Below are 12,857 nucleotides of genomic sequence, written 5' to 3'. Positions count from 1 at the left end.
TTGTAGGCGGACTCGCGATTCCGACAACAACAGGTAGACAGAGGCGGACGGAAAAAACACCGATTCCGGTGTGGTGCTGCCATTCTTTTACAATCAGGCGCGGCGATATGGGCGATTTTTGGGTGTTTGGCTATGGGTCGCTGATCTGGCGGCCGGGTTTCGCGCATGTCGAAACGCAGCGCGCCCGCCTGCACGGCTACCGGCGCTCGCTGTGCGTCTATTCCTTCGTGCATCGCGGCACGCGTCAGCGGCCGGGGCTGGTGCTCGGTCTCGACCGTGGTGGCTCCTGCGTCGGTTTGGCGTTCCGCGTGCCCGGCGAATTGCGCGACGAGGTCATCGCCTATCTGCGCGAGCGCGAGCTGGTCACCAACGTCTATCTCGAACGGACGCTCAAGATTCGCCTTGACGGCGGCCGGACGGTCGAAGCCGTAGCCTACATCGTCGACCGCCAGCATGAGCAATATGCCGGCGCGCTCGACGCGGCGCATGCAGCGGCCGTGGTGCGCGGCGCGGTCGGCCAGTCCGGCAACAATGAGGACTATGTGATCAGCACGCTGGAACACCTTGAGGCGCTGGGCATAAGCGACCACTGGCTGGAGGATGTCGCGCGCCGGGTAGCACCTTTGTGAAGCGCTGGCTCTGCGGAAAAGGCCGCCAGGCCTTTGACCTCGATAAGGGAAGACCTAGGTTAGGTCCCGAACCTCAGCCAGGGCTGCATTCACTGGCCCCCAATCATCCCGGAGATACGCCTTGCAGAAACGCCGCCTTGGTCGCACCGACCTTTCCATCGCGCCGCTGGTTCTGGGCGGCAATGTCTTTGGCTGGACCGCCGACGAGAAAACCTCGTTCGATCTGCTAGACCGCTTCGTCGGGGCCGGTCTCAACGCCATCGACACGGCGGACGCCTATTCGCGCTGGGTGCCAGGCCACAAGGGCGGCGAATCGGAAACCATCATCGGCAAGTGGATGAAGGACCGTGGCAATCGCGATCACGTCGTGGTGGTCACCAAGGTTGGCTCGGATATGGGGCAGGGCCACAAGGACTTGTCCGCGGCCTATATCGAAAAGGCCGTCGACGCGTCGCTGAAGCGGCTGCAGACGGACGTCATCGACCTCTATCTGTCGCACTGGCCGGATCCGACCACACCCTATGAGGAAACCCTTGGCGCCTACGAGAGGCTGCTCGCCAAGGGCAAGATCCGCTATGCCGGCTGCTCGAACCTCGACGCCGGCCAGTTACGCGCGGCACTCGATGTGGCGAGCCTGCGCAGCCTGCCGCGCTACGAGGTGCTGCAGCCGGAATACAATCTCTACGATCGCTCCTCCTTCGACGGGCCGTTGCGCGATCTGTGCGTGGCCGAGGACATCGGCGTCATCACCTATTTCAGCCTGGCCAAGGGCTTCCTCAGCGGCAAATACCGCAGTGAGGCCGATCTTGGCCAAAGCCCGCGTGGCGGCGGGGTGAAAGACTACCTCAACGCGCGCGGCACGCGCATTCTCGCGGCACTCGATGCGGTGTCGGCCAGGCATTCGGCCAAGCAGGCGGAAGTGGCGCTTTCCTGGGTTATCGCACGGCCAGGCGTCACCGCGCCGATCGCCAGCGCCACCAGGCCTGAGCAGATGGAGAGCCTGATCAAGGCCGCGTCGCTGAAATTGACCGCCGACGACATGGCCGAGCTCGACAAGGCAAGCGGCTGAAACTTCCGGCGGCGCCGCACGCACGAACGTCCAAGACCACGCACCTGTCTTGCCATACGTCCTTCGCACGGGGCAAGGCAGAGGGTGAGATGACTGAGCCGCTTCTTTCGCAACCGGATCTTTGGCGCCAGTTGGTCGCGCTGGTGCTTGCCGCCACCGTCGTCATGGGCAGCCCAGGGCCGGCAACGATAAGCGTCACCGCCGTCGGCGCTGCCTTCGGCTTGCGTGATTCATTGCGGTACGCCTGGGGGATCGTCCTGGGCACGATTGCAGTGCTGCTGGTGGTAGCTACCGGGGTCATGGCGGTGCTCACGTCGATGCCGAAGCTGGGGCCGCTGCTGGCTTTCGCGTCCGGCGCCTATATCCTCTATCTCGCGTTCAAGATCGCCACGGCTCCACCATTGGTAGCGCGCGCGGCCGAGGCTTCGCGCCCAACATGGCTGGCCGGGTTTCTGCTGGCTGTCGCCAACCCAAAAGCCTATGTGGCGATCGCCGCCGTGTTCGCCGGCGCGTCGTCGAGCCAAGGCGCCGGCGATATCGGCATATGGCTCAAGCTGACCGTCCTCGCGCTGATGATCGTTGCCATCCACGCTTTGTGGCTCGTTGCAGGGGCGTCTTTCGCCCGCTTCCTCCGCAGGCCGGCCGCTTCGCGGATCATCAATCTGATCTTTGCCACGACGCTGGTGTTGACCACCGCGCTGGCCGTGTTCGGCTGAGTGTCGGCTCGGAGCTTTTCAGACTTTCGCGCCGAGTTCCCGCAACCGCTTCACCGCGGTTGACGGCAATGCCGGCGGGTTGGGCGTGCGGGATGCCTCGATGAGAAGCTGGTCACAGGCAGCCTCGGTTTCACCGATCAGCCGGGCCATGAATTCGTCCTTGCCCAAGCCCGGCGGAATCGGCGGCAGGAACCGCGCCTTGATCGTGCCGGGGAAGCGCAGGAATTTGCGGCGCGGCCAGTAGAGACCGGCGACATGGGCGACCGGCACCACCGGAACGCCAAGCTGCGAATAGATTTCGACGATGCCATATTTGTAGGCCGGCTCGTCGCCCGGCGCGCGGCGCGTCCCCTCGGGATAGATGATCAGCTGGCGTGGGTTGCGCGCCATTTCCTGCCTGGTGGCGGCGACCACCGCCTTCAACGCTTTCGAGCGGCTGCCGCGGTCGACCGGGATCATGCGCATCTTCATGATGTACCAGCCGAAGAACGGGATCCAGGTCAGTTCGCGCTTGAGGATGTAGAGCGGATCCTGGAGGAACGGGAAGAAGGCGATCGCGTCCCAGAACGATTGATGCTTGGGCGCCAGGATGAAGGAACCCTCGGGCAGGTTTTCCAGGCCGGTGATGTCGCTCTTGGTCCCGGCAATCTTGTCATAGAGCCACATGCACGTGCGTGACCAGAATTTCGGCACGAACCAGGCGCGGTGCCGGGGCGACAGGAAATAATAGGGGGTCCAGAGGATCATCTGGACGATCAGATTGACGTAGAAGACGAAATTGAACGCCAGCGATCGGACATACAGCATGGAGGGAGGCCCGGTGAGAGGTGTGCGTTGGTTACACCAAGCGCGGCGAAAAAGGAAATGGCCGCGAGCCGCTCTGACGAGCGAAGGAGAACGATGGTCGGGCGGCCCGTTTCAGCTACGTCAATCGCGCCAGCCGCTCCTTCAGACGCGGGGCAGCGAAATCGAGAAAGGCGCGCAGCTTGACCGGCAGCAGGCCGTGGCCGGCATGTACCAGGCTTACCGGCCATGGTTCAGGCTCGAACTCCTGCAGCAGGATGCGCAGCGCGCCTGACCGCAGTGCGGCTTCGATCTGGTAGGAAAGCACTTTTGTCACCCCGATGCCGGCAATCGCGGCGTCGATGGCCGCCTCGGCGGTGTTGACCTGAAGCCGCGAGCGGACCTGAACCGGGACTTCCGTCCTGCCCTGGGCGAAGCTCCAGGTGGCGGCGGAAGCAAGTCCCTCGAGGGTGATGCAACTGTGTGTTTCCAGATCCTGTGGGGTCATCGGCGTGCCATGCTCGGCCAGATAGGCCGGGCTCGCACAAGCGACGCGGCGGATCGAGCCGACAGCAATGGCGACCAGGCTCGAATCAGGCAACTGGCCGATGCGAATGGCGAGATCGAAATGGTCCTCAACCAGCTGGGTTATACGGTCGGCTAGCGTCAGGCGAATGTTCACGTCGGGATAGGCCGCGAGAAAACCGGTGACGACCGGCAGCACGTGCAGGCGGCCAAAGACGACCGGCGCGGTGATGGCCAGTTCGCCGGTCGGAGCGCTGTATTCGCCGGCCGCCGTGCGTTCGGCCTCACCGACATCGTCGAGGATGCGGCGGCAGGCGGCAAGATAGGCCTGGCCGGCGTCGGTCGGCGTCAGCCGGCGCGTCGAGCGGTTCAACAGGCGTGTGTTCAGATGTCGTTCGAGATCGGAAACCTTGCGGCTGACCGTCGCCAGCGGAACGCCGAAACGGCGGGCCGCGGCGGAAAGGCTGCCGGCCTCCACCGCAGCGACAAAGAGCGACATGGCTTCGAGACGATCCATAGCTTCTTCCAGAAAATGGAAGGACGGATTGCGAATATGTCATCTGCATTTGAAGGATGGAAGGCTTTATATCCCATTGCTGGCCTGCCTATAGCATGGCCTCAACGAGCAAGGAGTCATCATGTCCGAAAGCCGGCCGCCGCTGCCGCCGTTCACAGCCGAGACCGCCGCGCAGAAGGCGCGCATGGCCGAGGATGCCTGGAATTCACGCGATCCGGCCCGAGTGGCGCTTGCCTACACGACGGATAGCCGCTGGCGCAATCGCGCCGAATTCCTGCAAGGCCGCGATGCCATCCAGGCGTTCCTGACGCGCAAATGGAGCCGCGAACTCGACTACCGGCTGATCAAGGAGGTCTGGGCCTTCCACGGCAACCGCATCGCCGTGCGCTTCGCCTATGAATGGCACGACGACAGCGGCTCATGGTTCCGCAGCTACGGCAACGAGAACTGGGAATTCGACGAACACGGGCTGATGCGCCTGCGCATCGCCAGCATCAACGACCTGCCGATCGGCGCGGCCGATCGCAAATATCACTGGCCGCTCGGCCGGCGCCCGGACGACCACCCGTCATTATCGGAGCTTGGGCTCTAGGGTCGCCCGGGCAAGGAGGCTTTCATGAATGCTCATGCTTTCACCAGCGACGTCGCCTTCACGCGGACCGTCAAGGCGATCCAGGCCCGCAAGGGCTCACGCCAGTCCTATGCCCGCGTCGAGGAGCGTGGCGGCTGGCAGGCCGATATCACGCCCGACCTTGCCGCCTTCATCGAGATGCAGACCAGCGTCTTCCTGTCGACGGCCAATGGCGATGGCCAGCCCTACATCCAGCATCGCGGTGGACCCGCCGGGTTTCTCAAGGTGCTGGATCAACACACGATCGGCTTTGCGGATTTTGCCGGCAACAGGCAGTTCATCACGCAGGGCAACCTGGCCGACAATCCGCAGGCCTTCCTGTTCCTGATCGATTATGCCCACCGGCAGCGCATCAAGATCTGGGGCACGGCCCGCGTCGTCGAGAACGATGCCGAGCTGATGGCGAGGTTGATGCCGCAGGACTACAAGGCGCGTCCCGAGCAGGTCATCCTGTTCACGGTCTCGGCCTGGGACTCCAATTGCCCGCAACACATCCCGCAGCGGTTCGAGGCGGCTGACGTGGCAGCGGCGCTTGGCGAACGGGACAAGCGTATCGAGGGCCTCGAACAGGAGATAGCGCGTCTCAAGGGGATTTCAGGCGCTGCGGCCGGGGCAGGTGCCACAGCCGAGGAATGAGGTTCAGCCGCCGGCCGCGGTCTCGGCCAGCGCGATACCGTCCGGCGTCGGCTTCATCGGCACGATGCCGCGCGCCAGCGCCAGCAGATACTTATTGTATTCGGTGAACAGCACGCGCAATGCGCGGGGCTTGGTCAGCCAGCTGCCATTGTCGAGGTTGGTGTTGACCACCGGATACGGTTCGAGCTTGGCGCCATGCAGCAGCCGGCCCATTTCCAGCAGGCTGCGCGGCATATGATAGTTGTTGGTGACCAGGATCACCGTGCCATAGGCATGGCTCTCCACCCATTTTGCACTCTCCTCGGCATTGCCGATCGTGTCCAGCGCGGCGCGGTCGATGTCGACGCAGCAGGAGAACAAGCGCTTGTCGCCACCGATCGCCGCCTGCAGCTGGCGGCGGCTGGCGGAAGGATGCACGCCGCTGATCAGCAGCCGCTCGCCCTTGCCCGACGCCAGCAGATCCATGGCGGCGTCAAGGCGGGACTGGCCGCCGGTCAAAACGATGATCGCGTCGGCCTTGGCCGGATTGGCGGGCGTCGTCAGGTGGCTGACCTTGTTGGCGAACCAGCCAAAGCCGCCGGCAAACAGAGTTGCGAGGATGAGCAGGGAAAGCGCGGACAGGCGCAGAGCAGCTTTTAGGCGGCTGACCTTGCCGTGGTCGCGCGAATGGGCAACCACCACTGGCATCTGCCCAGCCGTCCCGGTCGTTTGCCGCGCGTCCATCGCCATATGGTTAATCCCCAAATGTGGCTTTGGGTAGTAGAAAGACGCACTTTGCGTTACGCCAATTCTCCATCCGTGATCATCCTGTTTCTATCGATGTCATTGTCCTGGAATGGTTTCTGCTCCCAAGTGACGTGAATTAGCCGGCATCCGGCTGGCGAACCTCGATGTCGCTGAGATAGGCGACGACGGTGGCGTGCGAGGTTGCCGCCGTCAGTGCGCCGATCACCAGCACCATGAGAAAGACGCCGAGATAGCCTGCCGAGCCGATGGCGAAATTGCCGAACAGCGCGGTCGCCTGGTCGGCCTGCGGCGTCGCCATGTTGCGCGACGACCACCAGGAAAAGACGATGAACACGAGCACAGCCGCGGCTCCGCCGGCGGCGGCACCCTTCATGCCGGTAACCAGGAAATGCCGGCGGAATTCACGCGCGATGAAGCTCGCCTCGGCGCCGACAAAATGCAGAACCTCGATGATGTGGCCATTGCCCGCCATGGCGCCGCGCGTCGCGAACACCACGGTCAGCACGGTCGCCGACAGCATCAGCGCCAGCACGGCGATGCCGATGGTCACCGTGGTGCGGGCCATGGCCACCAGCCGGTCGACCCAGGTGCGGTGATCGTCGAGCGATGCGCTTGGCAATTTCGGCGTGATCGCGGCGCGCATGGCGGCGAAATCGGGCGGGCTGCTCTCGTCGATGGTGACGATGATCAGGCGCGGCACCGGCAGCTCGTCGATGTTGAGGCCGGAGCCCAGCCACGGCTCCAGGAGCCTCGCGGTCGCGTCGCGATCGATGATCCGGGTCGCCTTCACGCCGGGAAACTCGCTGGCCATTTGCGAGGCCTCCACAAGGGCGGCCTCCATGTCTAGGCCGTCGACAGGCTTGATCTGGATCGTCGCCTCGCGCGAGATCTGGTTCTCCCAGACCGAGGCGGTGTCACGCACCAGCGTCACCGCGCCGAAGGTCAGGCAGGACAGGAAGGTCATGATGGCAATGACCAGCACCAGTGCCCGGCCGGCGATATTCTGCGCCGGCACGATCGGCGCCATCCGGCGCTGGGCACGCGGCCTCGCCTCGGCGTCCTCGGCGTCCTGCTCCTGCTGTTCAAGATGTTCGGCGGACAGCTCAGTCATAGATGTCCAGCCTTCCGCCGGCCAGGATCATGCGGCGCGCGTCGACCTGTTCCATCAGGCCAAGGTCATGGGTCGCGATCACCACGGCGGTGCCGAGACGGTTGAGCTCGATGAACAGCCGCAGCAGGCGTCGCGCCAGCGGCGGATCGACATTGCCGGTCGGCTCGTCGGCCAGCAGGATCTCCGGCTGCTCGATCAGCGCACGGGCGATCGCCGCACGCTGCTTCTCGCCGCCGGACAGAACTGGCGGCAGCACATGCATGCGCTCGCCCAGGCCGACCCATTTCAACAGCTCGGTGACATCGGTGCGGTAGCTCGCCTCCTCGCGTCCGCGCACGCGCAGCGGCAAGGCCACGTTCTCGTAGGTGGTCATATGGTCGAGCAAGCGAAAGTCCTGGAACACCACACCGATACGACGCCTCAGATGCGGCAGTTCGGCGCGCGAGATGCGCGAGCGGTCCTTGCCGAAAATGGTGATCAGCCCGCGCGTCGGCTTCAACGACATGAACAGCAGGCGCAGCAACGTCGTCTTGCCGGCACCCGAAGGCCCGCTCAGGAACTGGAAGGAGCGCTCCGGAATGTGCAGGGAGATGTCACGGAGGATTTCCGGACCCATGCCATAGCGGAGGCCGACATTTTCGAAGCGAATCAATTTCGGCGACCTGAAATTCGCGGCGGCAGCGAGCCAGCCTGTTCTGGGTAATGACCATCGGCCGGCATGGTTAACCGGCGGTTAATTCTTGGGCTTTTTCGGCTCTTCACTCGGGCTCCGGTGGGGAAGCGTTAACCATTTGTGTTTACTCAAAAGAAACGAAAAGCGAACACGTGCTGCAATGCTGGGGCCATGATGGCTGACGATAGAACCGCGCGCCCGGTTTCCGGCGAAATCATGACCGATCCGGCGGCAATTGCCGCAACGGACCGGTTCATGCGCGCTCCAGCGGCCGACATCGTCGATGCCGACTACGTGGTGATGTCGCGCCTTGTCCCCGCCGCGGAAAGCGTTTCGCAGCTGCCACGCGCGATCGTCACGCCGCCCATCGAGGGCATGGACATGCTGCGCAAGCCCGAGGCCCCGGCGGAGCGGCCACCGGCTTCGCGCGGCGGGCCGATCTTCTGGATCGCCGGCATTGGCGCCGCGTTCGCCGCTTTCTGGGTCTCCGGAGGGCATGCGCTGGTGCGCCAGGCGCCGTTCCTGTCCAGTGCGCAGGCGTCGGCGCTGAGCATTTCAGGCGTCACGTCACGCGTCGACGCCTCCGGGCCGAACCCCGTGCTGTTCGTCGATGGCGAGGCCGCCAATGACGGCGCGAAACCGGCGCCGCTGCCGCCGCTCGAAATCCGGGTGACCGGCAATGACGGGCGCACGACCCGCTATTCGTTGGGGACATCCGGTCGTTCGCTGGCGTCGGGCGAAAGATTCGGCTTTGCCAGCCGGCTCGACGTGCCTAAGAACGGCGTAAGAACCGTTTTGGTCACTTTCGCCCAATAGGCGATCACCGAGGAAGACCACCAATGCCAAACGTACGCGGCAAGGACATCGAGGTCCWGTTTTCGGCATCGGCGATCGCACGGCGCAATCTTGAACTCGCCAAGGAGATCGCCGGCCACGATTATCACGATTTGCTGGTGATTTCGGTGCTGAAGGGCWSSTTCATSTTCGCCGCCGACCTGATCCGCGCCATGCATGATGTCGGGCTGTCGCCGGAGGTCGAATTCATCTTTATTTCCAGCTACGGCGCCGGCACCACAAGCGGCGAGGTGAGGGTGCTGCGCGATATCGACAATGAGGTGGCCGGCCGTGACGTGCTGTTGATCGACGACATTCTCGAATCGGGCAAGACGCTGAGCTTCACCCGCGACCTGATGCTGTCGCGTGGCGCCAAGAGCTGCGCCATCGCCGTGCTGCTCGACAAGCGCATGCGCCGCCAGACCTCACTCAACGCCGACTATGTCGGCTTCGACTGTCCAGACTATTTCGTCGTCGGCTACGGCATGGACGTTGCGCATGCCTTTCGCGAATTGCCGTTTGTCGGTGTCGTCAAAGGCGACGTGTAAGCGACGTTCAAAAAGGCTTGTTAGCCTCCTGCGCCTTCAGAAAAAGTCAACTTTTCGCAGCCAAACATGGCCGCCATGGCAAAGCTTCTGATCGTCGAGGACGATGAGTCCGTCCGCACCCTGGCCGCCCGCGCGCTTGAACGCGCCGGACACACAATCGATATCGCCGCGGACGGCGCGCAAGGCCTTTCGCTGATCCGAGCCGCAAATGGCGGTTATGATCTCGTCGTCTCCGACATCCGCATGCCAGAGATGGACGGCATCGAGATGGCGATTGCGGCGGCAGCGCTCTTCCCCTTGATGATGATCATGCTGATGACGGGCTATGCCGACCAGCGCGAGCGCGCCGAGGAGCTGAACGGCGTTATCCTCGATGTCGTACAGAAGCCCTTTACGCTGGCCGAAATCCGCTCCCGCGTCGAACGGGCGCTGATCTGCTTCGCCTGATCAGGCTGGATCGGCTGCAGCGAGCACGGGCGGAGCACTCTTGCGGCGTTCGAAGTTGAGCGCCAGCAGGCCGGCGCCGATGATGAGCGCCGCGCCGATCACGGTCGTTGACCGTGGCACCTCGGCGAAGAACAGGAAACCCCACAGCGGCGACCACAGGATGCCGGTGTATTCGAAGGTGGCAACGCGGTTGGCCGGTGCCATCCGGTAGGCCTGCGACAGCAGGACCATGCCGGCGGAGGCGACGAAACCGCAGGCCGCCATCTTGAGAAAATCAGGCAATGTCGGCGAGCGCCAGGGCCGCACCAGGAATTCGAGGCTTGGGTGGACGGCGTGGGTGATGCCGGCCAGGTGAAACGTACCGGCAACCACGGCGGCGCCGACCAGATAGGCGCCGTTCTGGTAGAAGGCCATGACGGTGGACGATTCGGTATCGCCCATCTTGCGGGCCATCAGCTGCGAAAAGCCGTAGAGCGCCGCCRAGCCCAGCGACAGCAGCGCCGCCCAGTCGAACAGACCGGCGCCCGGGCGCAGCATCACGAGGACGCCGAACAGCCCGATCAGCACGGTCGCCAGCGTCTGCCAGGGGACGCGCTCGCCAAGATAAGGCCCGGCCAGCACCATGATGAACAGCGGCGCCATGAAATAGAGCGCCACGGCGTCGGCCAGCGGCAAGGCGGCGATAGCCAGATAGTACACCGTATAGGAGGTGAACTGGATGAAGGCGCGCATCGTCAGCATGCCGAATCGGCTCGACAGGATCGCTGGCAAGCCGACATCGACATGGACGAGAACAATCAGGATCGGCAAGGCGACAATCGAGCGGATCGCCATCACCTCGGTCACCGGATAGCCGCTCGACACGGCTTTGACGAGCGGGTCCTGCAGCGAGAAGACCAGCACGCCAAGGCACAGGCTCAGGATGCCAAGGACCATCCGGTTCTGCATGTGCCTTCGGGGCTCCCTGCAAGCGAAAAAGAACCCGCCACCGTTTCGGGCAGCGGGCATGAGTGAGGACTCTTCGAATTGGTCCGCGGCCGATTTCGCAGCCGCATATCCAATGGGTGAGGCGACTATCGTTCGGCGTTTGACATGTTGCAAACGAATTGGAATGATATCAGTGATCAAAATTCCTTATGGCGGATTTCATGCGACCGACCCTCGACAGCGACCTTCTGCGCACCTTCGTGGCTATTGCCGAAGCGGGCAATTTCACCAGGGCGGCGGAGCAGGCAGGCCGTACCCAGTCGGCGGTGTCGATGCAGATGAAGAAGCTCGAGGACCTGATCGGCGACATCCTGTTCGAGCGCGGTTCACGCGGCGTCGTGTTGACGCGGCGCGGCGGCGAACTCATCGTCAATGCTCGCCGCATCGTCTCGCTGCTCGACGAGACGGCGGCATCGATGGCGGCGGCACCGCTTGGCGGGCCGGTGCGCATCGGCATTCCGGAGGAGTATGGCCACGCGATCCTATCGCGCGCGCTCGGCGCCTTTTCGAAGCGCCACACCCAGGTCGAGGTCACCGTGCGCTATGCGCATTCGGGGGCGCAGGTGGCGGCGCTCGCCGCCGGCGAACTCGATCTGTGCGTGGTTTTCGAATGGCAGGATCCTGCCGGCGGCGAAGTGCTGATGCACGATCCGACCGTATGGGTGACATCGACCCTGCATCACATGCATGAGGAGCGGCCGGTGCCGATCGCGCTCTACAACCGGGCCGGCTGGTGCAAGGATTTTGCCGTCAAATCACTGGAGCAGCGCGGTCTTGCCTATCGCGTCGCCTATACCAGTGACACGACTGGCGGCCTAAAGCTCGCCGTCACCTCCGGGCTGGCGATCGCGCCGATCTCGCGCAGCAACATTCCGGCCGGCTGCCGCGAACTGACGTCGGCGGACGGGTTCGGCGACATCGATTCCTCGAATGTGGTGATGCACCGCAACCCGAATGCCTCGGGTGAGGCGATCGACGGCATGCAGGAGGCAATCCGCGAAGCGTTCGTCAACAGGCAGATCTAGTGCCTGTCGTCCAAGCTGTGCAGCGGTCTTGGGATAACGACATGCACAAACAAAGACTCAAGCGGCCGCTTCCTCGTGGAAATGCAGCCGGTTGCCGAACGGATCGGCGACCGATATTTCGCGGGATTTCCACGGCGTTTCCTCCAGACCCGGCCTGGCGAAGCGGTAATTTTTTCCGATCAGCTCGCGATGAAGTGCCGCGATGTCCTCGACCTTGATGCGCACGGCAATGCCAGGCGCGCCGTCGCCGTGATGTTCGCTCAGATGCAGCACGCAGCCGTCTCGGCCGACCGCCATGTAGAGCGGCGCGTTGTCGTCGAAGCGATGCTCCCATTGCACCTCGAAACCAAGGAAGCCGACATAGAACTCACGTGCCTTGGCAATGTCGAAGATGCGCAGGATGGGCGTGACGGCGCCAAGTTTCGGCATGGTGTTGCAACCGTTCGAGTGTCTTCGGGTGAGGTTGGAAGCGGGGCGGCGATCCCTATTTCAGCTCGAGCAGCCGTTCCAGATAGCTGCGTTCGATGTCGGGGCTGAGCGCATTGCCGAGCCGCTTGCGGATCGCTTCCAGAATCTGGCGGGCGCGCTGCACGTCGATCTCGTCGGGCACTTTCACCGAATCGCCGAAATCAGGGCCCTGGCTGGCGCGCGGACGGCCCAGCGGGTCACGGTCGGCGTTCTGCTGGCGGCCACCTTCCTCGCTGCCGCCCTGATCGCCCTGCATGGCCTGCATCTGCTTCATCATGTCCTTGGCGCCCTTGCGCAGCGCTTCCAGCGCCCGGCCCTGGTGGCCGACCGCCTGATCGCCGTCGCCTTCGCCGAGCGCCTGTTCGGCATTGCCCATGGATTTGCCGGCCTCGCCAAATCCCTCGTTGGGCTCCATGCCCATGCCTTCGAGCCCCTTCTTCAGCTGCTCGAGGTCGCTTTTCAGCTGGCCCTGGCCCTGCTGCAGCTGCTTCAGCGCATCGGCGAATTCCTG

The 12,857-nt window shown here is 63.8% G+C and carries 17 protein-coding genes; 9 read left to right on the top strand and 8 right to left on the bottom strand.

Annotated features, from left to right (window positions below; genetic code table 11):
• The first annotated feature begins 107 nt into the window (after positions 1–107).
• The 3 genes from ACXJ7R_RS13250 to ACXJ7R_RS13240 all read left to right on the top strand — a co-directional run bounded on the left by ACXJ7R_RS13250 (position 108) and on the right by ACXJ7R_RS13240 (position 2,414).
• Positions 108–629 carry a gamma-glutamylcyclotransferase gene (locus ACXJ7R_RS13250; RefSeq protein ID WP_457152227.1) on the top strand — a complete coding sequence of 174 codons (522 nt, stop codon included), beginning with the start codon at positions 108–110 and terminating at the stop codon, positions 627–629.
• Positions 630–750: 121 nt separating this feature from the next.
• Positions 751–1,698, top strand: a complete 948-nt coding sequence (locus ACXJ7R_RS13245) for an aldo/keto reductase (RefSeq protein ID WP_457152226.1) — start codon at positions 751–753, stop codon at positions 1,696–1,698.
• Between the two features lie 89 nt (positions 1,699–1,787).
• Positions 1,788–2,414 (top strand): LysE family translocator, encoded by a 627-nt coding sequence (locus tag ACXJ7R_RS13240; protein WP_457152225.1) that lies wholly within the window; start codon positions 1,788–1,790, stop codon positions 2,412–2,414.
• 18 nt (positions 2,415–2,432) lie between these two features.
• Here ACXJ7R_RS13240 and ACXJ7R_RS13235 read toward each other — a convergent pair whose 3' ends face one another.
• Positions 2,433–3,221, bottom strand: a complete 789-nt coding sequence (locus ACXJ7R_RS13235) for a lysophospholipid acyltransferase family protein (RefSeq protein WP_457152224.1) — start codon at positions 3,219–3,221, stop codon at positions 2,433–2,435.
• 115 nt (positions 3,222–3,336) lie between these two features.
• Positions 3,337–4,239: a LysR family transcriptional regulator gene (locus ACXJ7R_RS13230; RefSeq protein WP_457152223.1), complete on the bottom strand. Its 903-nt coding sequence runs from the start codon at positions 4,237–4,239 to the stop codon at positions 3,337–3,339.
• 121 nt (positions 4,240–4,360) lie between these two features.
• On the opposite strand from ACXJ7R_RS13230, the gene ACXJ7R_RS13225 reads away from it, so the two are divergent.
• Both ACXJ7R_RS13225 and ACXJ7R_RS13220 read left to right on the top strand, forming a co-directional pair.
• Positions 4,361–4,831 carry a nuclear transport factor 2 family protein gene (locus ACXJ7R_RS13225; protein WP_111544521.1) on the top strand — a complete coding sequence of 157 codons (471 nt, stop codon included), beginning with the start codon at positions 4,361–4,363 and terminating at the stop codon, positions 4,829–4,831.
• 24 nt (positions 4,832–4,855) lie between these two features.
• Positions 4,856–5,506: a pyridoxamine 5'-phosphate oxidase family protein gene (locus tag ACXJ7R_RS13220; protein WP_457152222.1), complete on the top strand. Its 651-nt coding sequence runs from the start codon at positions 4,856–4,858 to the stop codon at positions 5,504–5,506.
• Between the two features lie 3 nt (positions 5,507–5,509).
• Here ACXJ7R_RS13220 and ACXJ7R_RS13215 read toward each other — a convergent pair whose 3' ends face one another.
• The 3 genes from ACXJ7R_RS13215 to ftsE all read right to left on the bottom strand — a co-directional run bounded on the left by ACXJ7R_RS13215 (position 5,510) and on the right by ftsE (position 8,016).
• Positions 5,510–6,235: a YdcF family protein gene (locus ACXJ7R_RS13215; RefSeq protein ID WP_457152221.1), complete on the bottom strand. Its 726-nt coding sequence runs from the start codon at positions 6,233–6,235 to the stop codon at positions 5,510–5,512.
• Between the two features lie 133 nt (positions 6,236–6,368).
• Positions 6,369–7,364 (bottom strand): cell division protein FtsX, encoded by a 996-nt coding sequence (locus ACXJ7R_RS13210; RefSeq protein ID WP_457152220.1) that lies wholly within the window; start codon positions 7,362–7,364, stop codon positions 6,369–6,371.
• Positions 7,357–8,016 (bottom strand): cell division ATP-binding protein FtsE, encoded by a 660-nt coding sequence (ftsE, locus tag ACXJ7R_RS13205; protein WP_027023302.1) that lies wholly within the window; start codon positions 8,014–8,016, stop codon positions 7,357–7,359. The genes ACXJ7R_RS13210 and ftsE overlap by 8 nt, the downstream gene beginning before the upstream one ends.
• A gap of 192 nt (positions 8,017–8,208) precedes the next feature.
• Between ftsE and ACXJ7R_RS13200 the strand changes: the two genes are divergently transcribed.
• From ACXJ7R_RS13200 to ACXJ7R_RS13190, 3 genes are all read left to right on the top strand, one after another.
• A complete protein-coding gene (locus ACXJ7R_RS13200) occupies positions 8,209–8,853 on the top strand; it encodes a hypothetical protein (protein WP_457152219.1) in 645 nt (214 codons plus the stop codon).
• Positions 8,854–8,876: 23 nt separating this feature from the next.
• Positions 8,877–9,419, top strand: coding sequence for a hypoxanthine phosphoribosyltransferase (gene hpt / locus ACXJ7R_RS13195; RefSeq protein WP_457152218.1), 543 nt, complete (start codon positions 8,877–8,879; stop codon positions 9,417–9,419).
• Between the two features lie 75 nt (positions 9,420–9,494).
• Complete coding sequence (locus ACXJ7R_RS13190) at positions 9,495–9,866, top strand: response regulator (RefSeq protein WP_457152228.1); 372 nt, start codon at positions 9,495–9,497, stop codon at positions 9,864–9,866.
• Here the strand turns inward: ACXJ7R_RS13190 and ACXJ7R_RS13185 are convergent, their stop codons facing one another.
• Positions 9,867–10,814, bottom strand: a complete 948-nt coding sequence (locus ACXJ7R_RS13185; protein ID WP_457152217.1) for a DMT family transporter — start codon at positions 10,812–10,814, stop codon at positions 9,867–9,869.
• A gap of 200 nt (positions 10,815–11,014) precedes the next feature.
• Here ACXJ7R_RS13185 and ACXJ7R_RS13180 point away from each other — a divergent pair, with 200 nt between their 5' ends.
• A complete protein-coding gene (locus ACXJ7R_RS13180; protein ID WP_457152216.1) occupies positions 11,015–11,878 on the top strand; it encodes a LysR family transcriptional regulator in 864 nt (287 codons plus the stop codon).
• 57 nt (positions 11,879–11,935) lie between these two features.
• Here the strand turns inward: ACXJ7R_RS13180 and ACXJ7R_RS13175 are convergent, their stop codons facing one another.
• Positions 11,936–12,307, bottom strand: a complete 372-nt coding sequence (locus tag ACXJ7R_RS13175; RefSeq protein ID WP_095084877.1) for a glyoxalase superfamily protein — start codon at positions 12,305–12,307, stop codon at positions 11,936–11,938.
• Positions 12,308–12,362: 55 nt separating this feature from the next.
• A partial coding sequence (locus ACXJ7R_RS13170; RefSeq protein ID WP_457152215.1) for a DUF4175 family protein occupies positions 12,363–12,857 on the bottom strand: 495 nt, incomplete at its 5' end.

The organism is Mesorhizobium sp. P5_C1 (genome assembly GCF_054049815.1).
Note: the sequence above shows the minus strand (reverse complement) of the source record. Positions and strands in the feature narration are given on the sequence as shown.

Excerpts from the sequence above, each read along its gene's own strand:
- ACXJ7R_RS13250 (WP_457152227.1), top strand. The coding sequence starts at position 108 with ATGGGCGATTTTTGGGTGTTTGGCTATGGGTCGCTGATCTGGCGGCCG.
- ACXJ7R_RS13240 (WP_457152225.1), top strand. The coding sequence starts at position 1,788 with ATGACTGAGCCGCTTCTTTCGCAACCGGATCTTTGGCGCCAGTTGGTC.
- ACXJ7R_RS13235 (WP_457152224.1), bottom strand. The coding sequence starts at position 3,221 with ATGCTGTATGTCCGATCGCTGGCGTTCAATTTCGTCTTCTACGTCAAT.
- ACXJ7R_RS13230 (WP_457152223.1), bottom strand. The coding sequence starts at position 4,239 with ATGGATCGTCTCGAAGCCATGTCGCTCTTTGTCGCTGCGGTGGAGGCC.
- ACXJ7R_RS13225 (WP_111544521.1), top strand. The coding sequence starts at position 4,361 with ATGTCCGAAAGCCGGCCGCCGCTGCCGCCGTTCACAGCCGAGACCGCC.
- ACXJ7R_RS13220 (WP_457152222.1), top strand. The coding sequence starts at position 4,856 with ATGAATGCTCATGCTTTCACCAGCGACGTCGCCTTCACGCGGACCGTC.
- ACXJ7R_RS13215 (WP_457152221.1), bottom strand. The coding sequence starts at position 6,235 with ATGGCGATGGACGCGCGGCAAACGACCGGGACGGCTGGGCAGATGCCA.
- ACXJ7R_RS13210 (WP_457152220.1), bottom strand. The coding sequence starts at position 7,364 with ATGACTGAGCTGTCCGCCGAACATCTTGAACAGCAGGAGCAGGACGCC.
- ACXJ7R_RS13200 (WP_457152219.1), top strand. The coding sequence starts at position 8,209 with ATGATGGCTGACGATAGAACCGCGCGCCCGGTTTCCGGCGAAATCATG.
- ACXJ7R_RS13190 (WP_457152228.1), top strand. The coding sequence starts at position 9,495 with ATGGCAAAGCTTCTGATCGTCGAGGACGATGAGTCCGTCCGCACCCTG.
- ACXJ7R_RS13180 (WP_457152216.1), top strand. The coding sequence starts at position 11,015 with ATGCGACCGACCCTCGACAGCGACCTTCTGCGCACCTTCGTGGCTATT.
- ACXJ7R_RS13175 (WP_095084877.1), bottom strand. The coding sequence starts at position 12,307 with ATGCCGAAACTTGGCGCCGTCACGCCCATCCTGCGCATCTTCGACATT.